General features: G+C 69.7%; 6 protein-coding genes. 3 read left to right on the plus strand and 3 right to left on the minus strand.

All coding sequences use genetic code 11. The features are described 5' to 3' along the window. Positions 1–701 precede the first annotated feature (701 nt). Complete coding sequence (locus tag LPC10_RS23390) at positions 702–2,021, minus strand: lipopolysaccharide biosynthesis protein (protein WP_231344628.1); 1,320 nt, start codon at positions 2,019–2,021, stop codon at positions 702–704. A 285-nt stretch (positions 2,022–2,306) separates the two neighbouring features. On the opposite strand from LPC10_RS23390, the gene LPC10_RS23395 reads away from it, so the two are divergent. After that, a complete protein-coding gene (locus LPC10_RS23395) occupies positions 2,307–4,658 on the plus strand; it encodes a right-handed parallel beta-helix repeat-containing protein (RefSeq protein WP_231344629.1) in 2,352 nt (783 codons plus the stop codon). Beyond that, on the plus strand, positions 4,655–5,518 hold the full coding sequence (locus LPC10_RS23400; RefSeq protein WP_231344630.1) for a glycosyltransferase family 2 protein: 864 nt from the start codon (positions 4,655–4,657) through the stop codon (positions 5,516–5,518). Before LPC10_RS23395 ends, LPC10_RS23400 begins: the two co-directional genes overlap by 4 nt. A gap of 411 nt (positions 5,519–5,929) precedes the next feature. Here LPC10_RS23400 and LPC10_RS23405 read toward each other — a convergent pair whose 3' ends face one another. Together LPC10_RS23405 and LPC10_RS23410 are read right to left on the minus strand one after the other, a co-directional pair. After that, entirely contained in the window at positions 5,930–6,256 is a 327-nt protein-coding gene (locus tag LPC10_RS23405; protein ID WP_231344631.1) for a hypothetical protein, read from the minus strand. A 4-nt stretch (positions 6,257–6,260) separates the two neighbouring features. Beyond that, complete coding sequence (locus tag LPC10_RS23410) at positions 6,261–7,958, minus strand: methyl-accepting chemotaxis protein (protein WP_231344632.1); 1,698 nt, start codon at positions 7,956–7,958, stop codon at positions 6,261–6,263. Positions 7,959–8,187: 229 nt separating this feature from the next. Here LPC10_RS23410 and LPC10_RS23415 point away from each other — a divergent pair, with 229 nt between their 5' ends. Then, positions 8,188–9,216, plus strand: coding sequence for a PAS domain-containing protein (locus LPC10_RS23415; protein WP_231344633.1), 1,029 nt, complete (start codon positions 8,188–8,190; stop codon positions 9,214–9,216). The last annotated feature ends 37 nt before the right edge of the window (positions 9,217–9,253 follow it).

The following is a 9,253-nucleotide window of genomic DNA, read 5'->3' on the forward strand; positions in this document are numbered from 1 at the left end:
GCTCCGTGTCGATCCGATCCGCGCCGGGAGCCGGTGGAGTCTTGGGAATCTTGGTTTACGGCTTCATTCGGGCCGGCGGGGCCGTGCGCGACCCCGTGACCCGGCCGATCCGGGCCGGTGGCTCGGTCGAGGCGCTCGCACAGCGGCGTCGAATGGTTTTCGGGCGCCGAGACAGGCGGGCGGGGCGGGTGGGACATCCATTCCGCAGCCGCCGCAGCACGAGAACGGAGGCGCCCTCCTCCACGCTGAGACCGCGGATCTCGATCCGCTGGTCGGCTCCGTCTTCCCCGCGGGCGGCACATCGACCAAGGCGTGCTTCACCCCATCCATCGGCGGCCCCGTTGCCCCGTCCCGCGCTGGGACGCGCACGGGAGGCAGCGAAATCGATGCCAGCGGGCCATTGCCGTTTCGAGACGGTTCTTCTGGGGTGATGGTCGATCGCGTGTCTCTCGCGAAGCCTGCCGCAGCGCTCTCCTCGCCAGGACGAGAACGGTCGGCGCCCGAGAGTCGTGTGAAGCGCTCTTGAGCAGTTTGTTTCGACAGGCAGCTCGGGCGAAGACGGATCGAGAGAAGTCGATCAGCGATCGTCACCGTCTCTCGAAAGCGCAAATGCTCGTCGTCGAAGCCGGAATGAAGCTCTGGTCGCCGAGGAGCGGGCGTTCCGCTGCAACTCTGCCGGTCTACCCCGAGAAACCTGTCGGTCAGGCGGGCTGGAGCCGGCCGAGCGGCGTCGGAGCGGCTTTCAGCGCGCGCCGCAGCAGGGCGGCCAGGACGAGGCAGACCAGCACCTCCGCCGTGATCGCCACGGCGAGCAGGCCCTCGATTCCGAACCCGCGCACCGCCGGGTAGACCAGGGCGAGGTTGAGGGCTGCCGCCGCCGCCGTGGCGGCGAAGACCGCGCCGGTCCGCTCCAGGGCGCGGAAGGCGCAGATCTGCGCGAAAGAGACGAGCGAGACCGGGAACAGCAGGGAGTACCAGGCCACCACCCAGGCATAGGCGGCCATCTCGGGCCCGAAGGCGGCCGCGAGCAGGCTCGACCCGGTCAGCGCCAGCAATCCGGTGAAGCTCAAACCCCCGGCAAAACCGATGGCGGCGGTGACGCCGATCACCGGCCGCAACCCGTCGAGGCCGCGCGCGGCCAATGCCCGGCCGGCGATCGGCGGAACGATGTTCTCCAGGGCATCGCGAATCAGGTTGAGCACGCCGAGGATGCTCTGGGCCGCCCGCAGCACGCCGATCAGCGTCACACCGAGCAGAGCGCCGGCGATCAGCAGGCCGGCATATCCGTTCAGCCACTGCATCAGCCCGGTCAGCACCAGCCAGCGGCCGGAATGCCATTGCCGCCGGCTCGCGGCGCCGAATTCGCCGGCCCGCCACGCCAGCCGCCCACGGAACGGGACCGCGCACAGGCAGGACAGGACGGCCGAGGCGGCGACGACCTCCAGAGCGCGGGCTGGCGACAGCATTCCGCTGCGGGCGAGCAGCACCAGCAGCGCGAGCTTGATCCCCTGATTGAGCGCATCGATCCCGAGCACCACCGATGGACGGCCGCGGGCGAACAGGTAGCGGCGGGAAAAGTCCTGGGCGAGGTGGGCGGCGCAGGCCATCCCCGCCGCAAGCGCGAGCGCCGGGTCGCCGAGGGTGAGCGCGAGTCCGATCGCGACGGCGCTGCCGGCGAGCAGCAGGAAGGCGGCCTCGTGGACGAGGACGATGGCGTAATAGGCATGCCCCGCCTCGCCGGGCAGGCCCGGCCCGATGCTGATCATCGGGCAGACGACGAGGCCGAGCTGCAGGCTGATGGTGAGCAGCACTGCGATCCAGGCTGTCGAGAACAGGCCGAAGGCCTCCAGGCCGAGGGCGTGCGCCAGCACGATGGTGGTGGCGAAGTTGCAGGCGCTCACCAGCGCCTGGTCGGCCACCGAGAGCACCGGACCGGCGGCCCCTCTCCCGATCGCCGCTCGCCCGGCAGCCGATCGGCAGGCGCCGGCCAGGGCACGGAAGTCGCGCGGGAGGGCAGGCATGCGGGGTCCGGGTGAGGGAAAGGCGGCCGGAAGGATGGCGCGGCGAGCCTAGACGAGGCGGGCGGGCGCACCACGCGGACATCGGGAGAGGCGGCCCTGATTCCTCGATCCTTCGGGGTACGTCGGAAGTACGGGCCGGCCCGCTCCCGATGCGCTGCCGGGCTCGATTGTCAGGAGGCGCCCTGCCCGCGAGACTTCTCCCCGCAAGACGTCCTCTTGCAACAACTCCCGGCGAACCGGCCGGCGAGCGGCGGCCGATGGGCGGCTTTCGACAGGCGAGTGCTGATGGCGACGACGACGACCGTCCACGCTCTGCCGCGGGAGAGCCGGCTGCCGGACCTGTTCCTGGCCGCGCTCGGCATCGCGTTCGCCGGATACATGATCTTCGGCAAGAGCTTCGCCTATCTCGGCCTGCCGCCCCTCTATGCCGGCGAGCTGCTGTTCCTGCTGGGGCTGCTTGCCGTGTTCCGGACGCGCACGGGCCTCAACCTCGCCGCCGGGCTCGCCACCCCGCCCGCGCTCTGCGTCGCCGCGCTGATGGGCTGGGTGCTGCTGCGGACGCTCGCGGGTCTGCGCGAATACCGGGTCGATGCCCTGCGCGACGGCGCGGTCGCGCTCTATGGCGGCTACGCCTTCCTCCTGATCGCCCTTCTGCTCGATGATCCGCGGCGGCTCGGTACACTGCTGCGGATGTTCCGCTGGCTCGCGCGCTACGCCATTCCCATGGCGATCATCGCGTTCATCCTCGGCGACGTGCCGTTCTTCGCGGCACGGGCAGGCGAGCTCTCGACCCACCTGACCGGCGCCGTCGTCCTGGCGCTCGTCGGTCTCGTTCGGGTCGGGCCGAGCTGGGTCGCCTTCGTCGGCCTCGGCGCGGTGCTGGCCGCCGCGCAGAACCGCGGCTCCATGCTGGCGATCGCGGTGCCGGTCTGCCTCGCTCTCGTGGCGATCGGCCAGTGGAAGCGGCTCGCGGCGACGCTGATCCTCGGCGCCGGCCTGCTCGGCGCGGCCGCCGCCCTTGATGTCGAAGTGGAACTGCCCAACAGCGACCGGCCCGTAAGTGCCGCGGCGGTGGTGAACAACATCGTCAGCATCGTCGCCCCGAGCAGCGGCGGCAATCTCGACGACACCAAGCAGTGGCGCTTGCGCTGGTGGAACACCATCGTCGGCTACACCGTACACGGCCCCTATTTCTGGACCGGCAAGGGGTTCGGTCCGAACCTTGCCGAGACCGACGGCTACGTGGTCGGGCTCGAAAACGGCGGGCCGACCCTGCGCAGCCCGCACAGCATCCACATGACCTATCTCGCCCGCGCCGGCGTGCCGGGTCTCGCCCTGTGGCTCGTGACCTGCGCGGTCTGGATGGGGGCGATGTTCGCCGCCTTCTGGCAGGCGCGGCGGCTCGGCGCGCGGCGATGGGAGGGCTTCTTCCTGTTCATCGCCTGCTACGTCGCCTCGATCATCATCGATGCGAGCTTCGACGTCGCCCTAGAGGGGCCGATGCTGGCGGTGCCCTTCTGGACGCTGATCGGCATCGGCATCGGCGCCGCGATGATCTTCCGGGCGCAGGCCGCTCCCCTCCCGCCCGACACGCCGGTCCGGGCAAAACGGTGGCGCGGAGCCTCCTTGGCTGCGCTCGCCGCGCTCGTGCTCCTCGCCCCCTGGCCCACGGCCCCCGCCCGTGCGGAAGAGACAGGCGCGAAGGCGGTGCGACGGACCCTCAGCAACCCGTCCGGCCCCTGCCTCGTCCTGCGCGAGGCTGTCGACCGGACGATCGAGAATCTCGACATCGGCCCCTGCGGCGGTGAGGGCGTGCGGGTCGAGCACGGACGCAACGTCACGATCCGGAACGTCACGATCCGCGACACCGGGAATGTCGGCATCTATGTCGAGGGAAGCGAGGGCGTTCGCATCGAGGAGAACCGGATCGAGAACGCGCTGTCGGGCATCCGCGCCCTTTCCTCCACGGGCGTCGCGGTCGGCTGCAACAGCGTGCGCAACGTGCGCGGGCCGATTCCCGCCGGTCAGTTCGTGCAGTTCGACAAGGTCACGGGGCCCGGCAACGGCATCGCCTGCAACATCGGCGAGAACGAGCCCGGTCGCGGCGTGCCCGAGGACGCGATCAGCCTGTTCCAGTCGCGCGGCGAGCCGGGCGCGCCGATCCTGGTCGAGCGCAACCGTCTCGTCGGGGGCGGCCCGAGCCAGTCCGGCGGCGGCATCATGCTCGGCGATGGCGGTGGCGCCTATCTGGAGGCCCGTGACAACCTGCTGATCGATCCCGGCCAGTACGGGATCGCGGTGGCGAGCGGCACGCACATGACGATCACCGGCAACGTGGTGATCGCCCGGCCGCAACCCTTCACCAATGTCGGCATCTCGGTCTGGAACCAGTACGCGGAGCCCTGCAGCACGGTGACGGTGAGCGGCAACAGCGTCGATTGGCGCGCCCGCACCGGAAGGGCCAACCCTTGGTGGGATGGGAAGAATTGCCGCGGCACGCTCTGGACCCTCAACCGGACGCTCCCGCTCGATCCGCAGCGCGAGATCGCGGTTCAGCCGGCCTGCACCTGCCGGAGCGCGGGACGCGTCGCGCCGCCCGAGATCCCACCGAAGACCCCGAAGGAAGCGGCGCGATGAACCACTCGATGAGCCCTGCGGTGGACGAGACGGGCCCCGACCTCGCCGTGCTGGCGCTGGCACGCAACTGTGCCGCCACCCTGCCGGCCTTCCTGCACTTCCTAGCCTCGCTGCGGGCGACGGGACTCGCGTGCCGCGCCTTCGTCGGCGAGAATGATTCCCGCGACGGCACCGGGGCCTTGCTCGCGGCGGCGCAAGCGCGGGGCGAGCTGCGTCACGTCCCCACCGGATTCATGGCCGAGACGCGCGGCCGGCTCGCGCGGATGGCGCTCGGGCGCGAGCACCTGAAGCAGGTCCTGGACGCGCAGGGCCCGGCGCCGGCCTTCGTCTGCGTCGCCGACATCGACAATGTCATGGCACGCCCGCCCGAGGCGGCGGCGGTGCTGGCGGCGCTGGAAAAGCTGGAACGGCCGGGCTTGTTCGCGGTCTCGGCGGCCTCGCGCCCGCACTACTACGACCTGCTCGCCTACGAGGACGAAACGGTGAGCTACGAGCACCTCCTCGACGACATCGCCCGCCACCGCCGCGGCGCGCTCGGCTACTACCGCTTCTTCTCCGGCACGATCTATCCGGCCCAGAGCGCGCTGACGCGCGAGCGCGAGACCACCTGCCTCTCGGCCTTCAACGGGCTGACGCTCTATCGCGGCGCCGATTACCGCCTCGGCTCCTACCGAGACGAGGCTTACGCGCGCTGCGAGCACCTCACCTTCAACCGCCGCGTCGCCGCCGCCACCGGCCGGCGCATGCTGGTCGATCCAGGTCTCGTCCTGCGCACCCCCGGCGACCACGCCCAGCGCGGATTCGTCTCGTTCTACGCGAGCCGTGTGCGCAAGCTGGCGGTGGCGCGGCTGCGGGGGTGAAGGCGGCCGCGGACGGATCCTGGGGCGGCCGTCCGTTGTCGGCGAGGGGCGGCTGAGGGTGGGGAGCGGGCGACGGCGCTGCGGCAGAGGCCGGATCGTCACGCCGGTGGCGAACGGCTCGGTTCACCTCCCCGTCGACCTGACGGGTCATGCGGCGCCGGCCCCGATCCTTTCAGGTCTTCGAGTTCACGCCCCACCGCGTGCGGACGCGGCGAGAAGCGGAAGGCTCGACCGCTACTCGAAGCGATGATGCAGGGGCAGGACGTCTCGAGGCGGAGGCCGCGCGGCGTATTCTCGTGCCCCGTCTCGAGCGCATTCCGACGAAGCGGCAACCGGTTCGTCGGAATGCACGTCACAACAAGGACCCTGGAGACGACGGCCTGATGCAATCAGGTCGGATACGGCTCACGATCATGCCGATCGCACCGGGTTTGGCTGCTGATTCGGACGTTGCACATCGATCACGGCGGCACAGGTCGCCAGAGCACCTGCCAGAGTGTCGAGTGATCGATGCAGGAACTCCGTTTCCAGAGCCGGCATGGGTGGCAGGGCACGGAGAGCCTCGATCTGCAGCGCCAGACTTTGGTGGGAAGCCGCCAGCGCCGCCTGAAGCGTCCGAATGTGATGGCGGCGGTCGCCGAGGTCATCGCCGGCCTCGAAGCGCTGCTTCAGCGCTTCATAGCTCCGGTCCAACGCGGCCGCATCGAGGTCGATCGGCAGAATGTGGATCTCGGCCATCGCGTCAGGCAGCCCGGACGGTGCTGAGGAAGCGGCTCACCTCGGCGGTGAGGTGCTCGGACTGGCGCGCCAGCTCGGAACTGGAGGCCAGCACCTGGGATGCGGCGGCTCCGGTATCCTCCGAGGCCCGGGCGACGCCCGCGATGTTGGCTGTCACCGCGTTGGTGCCGGTCGAGGCCTGCGCCACGTTGCGCACGATCTCCTGGGTCGCCGCACCCTGCTCCTCCACCGCCGCCGCGATCGCCGCGGCCACCGTGTTGATCTCACGGATCTGGCCCGTGATGCCGCCGATCGCTGTCACCGCGTCGCCGGTCGCCCCCTGCACCCGCCCGATCTGCTCGGCGATCTCGTCGGTCGCCCGCGCCGTCTGGCTGGCCAGTTCCTTGACCTCGGTGGCGACCACCGCGAAGCCGCGGCCCGCCTCGCCGGCGCGCGCCGCCTCGATGGTGGCGTTGAGCGCCAGCAGGTTGGTCTGGTTGGCGATGTTGGAAATCAACCCGACCACGTCGCCGATGCGGGTGACCGCGCCGTTGAGTTCCTGGACGAGGTGGGCGGTGCGGCTCGCGTCGTCCATGGCGCGCTGGGCGAGCGCTGCCGAACTCTGCACCTGCCGACCGATCTCCTGCACCGAGGCGCCGAGTTCCTCGGCCGCGCTGGCCACGGTGCCGACATTCGAGGCCGCCTCCTCGGCGGCGGCCGCCACGGTGGAGGATTGCGCGGCGGTTTCGCCGGCGGTGCCCGTCATCTGCTGGGCGGTCGCCTGCAACTCGGTAGCCGCCGAGGAGACCTGGCCGACGATCCCGCCCACCGCCTGCTCGAAGCCGTCGGCGAGTTCGACCATCGTGCGGCGGCGCTCGGCCGCGGCGGCCGCATCGGCACGTTGCTTGACCTCCGCCTCCTCGGCGGCCTTGCGGGCGACCATCGCCTTGATGCCCTCGACTGCACGGCCCACCATCCCGATCTCGTCGCCCCGCTCGGCCTCCTTGATCTGCGCGTCGATCTCGCCCCGCTCCATGCGCGCGAGGACGGAGACGAGGTTCGCGAGCGGGCGCGTCAGGCCGAACACGACGATCGCCAGGGCGAGGCCGAGGGTGGCGAGCAGGCCCGCGACCGCGGCGGTGATGAGGATCGTGGTGGCCTGCGCGGCCCTTGCCTGCGCGTTCGTCTTGGCCTGGGTGAGTTCCCGGGTCAGGACCTCGAGCCGAGATTGCACGATCTCGCGGACCTTCGCACGGACGGGCGACGCTTCAACCTGAGCGATTGCTGTCGCGCCCGCGTTGTCGTTGCGGAGGCCGGCCGCGTTCGAGCGATCGACGATGCCGTAATAGGTCTCAACGAGCGTTTGGATCTCCCGGTTCGCAGCCGTTCGTTCGGGCGTGTTGGCGAGGTCCATCAACGTGTCGATCGCCCGGTAGGTGCCTGCCTTGGCCGCCTCGTACCGGGCCTTGTAGGTCGCGAGTTTGGCTTCGCTGGTCTCGTTGGCGATATTGCGGTTCTGGACCGTCGCCTCGGTGACGCTGATGCGGATGTTGAGGACACTCTCGAGCCGCTTAGCCTCGACGTCGACGATGCTGCCCGTCTGGTTGCTCAGCATCGAGAATGTGTGCTGTGCATAGTACACGATGCTGGCCGACACGATGCCGATGATGACGAGTGGAACTGCGATCTTCAGTGAGATTCTTGCATTCGCCAGGAGATTCATGGCTGTCCCTCGGTTTTGTCAATCTACGTCCGATGGGCCATCATTGCCTGTATTGATTTCGAATCCGTGAGTGCAGCATCGAGGTTCGATATCCGTCCGGCGGAACAAAGCGATCAAAGCGATCTTTTGAGGACCTGAGCCCCTCTGTGATCCGGCGCAGAGGCGTGTTTTGTACGCTTTTGGGATGCCTGGCGTTGCACTCCGGCGGCGTTCATGGCCAAAACCGGCGATGCCGACTCGCCGCGGATCCTCCTACCAGCTCCTGAAGCTCCTCGAAGCGAGCGGCCAGATCGGTGTCTGGTCGCTCGACGTGCGAACCGGCGAGATGAGAGGATCGGCAGGCCTCGCGCACATCACGGGCCTGTCGCAGGACGAGAGCCCGCTCGGCCTGCTGGACGGTCTCATTCATCCCGACGACCGGGAGGTGCACGGCGAACTGATCGATATCCTCTACAATGGCCGGGCCATCGATCACACGGTCCGGATCGTGCGTCCCGATCGGACCGTGCGCTGGATCGCGATCAAGGCACAGATCGTGCTCGATGCCGACCACCAGCCTGCACGGGCCGAGGGCACGGCCTTCGACGTGACCGGGCCGCACGAAGCCCGCCTGCTCGCCGAGCAGAGCACGGCGCGCTATCGCGGTCTGGTGCATGCCATCGCGGCCGTGGTCTGGACGACATCGCCGAACGGACGGGTACGGCCGAGTTCGACATGGCAAGCGCTGACCGGGCAGTCGGGGCCGGAGATGCAGGGCGATGGCTGGCTGGCCGCCGTGCATCCCGAGGACCGGGCGCATGTCGAGGCGGCGTGGCGCGCTGCGGTGGAGCGCGCCACGCCCTACGAGGTGGCGCACCGCGTCCTGTGTGCCGACGGCGTGACCGGCCGCTTCAACAGCTACGCCACGCCACTCCACAATCCCGACGGCTCGGTACGGGAATGGATCGGGATCATGCGGAGGATGACGGACAGCGAGGGCTGCGAACCGCTGGCGGCGGCTCCAACGCCGCCGGAACTGACCGGAGCGCTCGTGCGAGGGGCGCGCGCGATGTTGAACTGGTCCGCCGAGGAACTGGCCGCCGCGGCCGGTGTGTCGGTCGCGAGTGTCCGGCGCTTGGAGGAAGATGTAGGAACCGTGCGGCTGCGGACCCGCGAGGCGATCCGGCATGCCCTGGAGGCGGAGGGAGTCACCTTCGTGGCGATAGGGGGCAAAGCAGGCGCGTTGGTCGACGGAATGCGAAGAAACGCGTCCGTGTAAAAGCGGTCGACTCCTGGCGAACGATGGGTCGTAGGCC

Source organism: Methylorubrum sp. B1-46, from assembly GCF_021117295.1.
Taxonomy (GTDB): Bacteria; Pseudomonadota; Alphaproteobacteria; order Rhizobiales; family Beijerinckiaceae; genus Methylobacterium.

Excerpts from the sequence above, each read along its gene's own strand:
- LPC10_RS23405 (WP_231344631.1), bottom strand. The coding sequence starts at position 6,256 with ATGGCCGAGATCCACATTCTGCCGATCGACCTCGATGCGGCCGCGTTG.
- LPC10_RS23395 (WP_231344629.1), top strand. The coding sequence starts at position 2,307 with ATGGCGACGACGACGACCGTCCACGCTCTGCCGCGGGAGAGCCGGCTG.
- LPC10_RS23400 (WP_231344630.1), top strand. The coding sequence starts at position 4,655 with ATGAACCACTCGATGAGCCCTGCGGTGGACGAGACGGGCCCCGACCTC.
- LPC10_RS23390 (WP_231344628.1), bottom strand. The coding sequence starts at position 2,021 with ATGCCTGCCCTCCCGCGCGACTTCCGTGCCCTGGCCGGCGCCTGCCGA.
- LPC10_RS23415 (WP_231344633.1), top strand. The coding sequence starts at position 8,188 with ATGCCGACTCGCCGCGGATCCTCCTACCAGCTCCTGAAGCTCCTCGAA.
- LPC10_RS23410 (WP_231344632.1), bottom strand. The coding sequence starts at position 7,958 with ATGAATCTCCTGGCGAATGCAAGAATCTCACTGAAGATCGCAGTTCCA.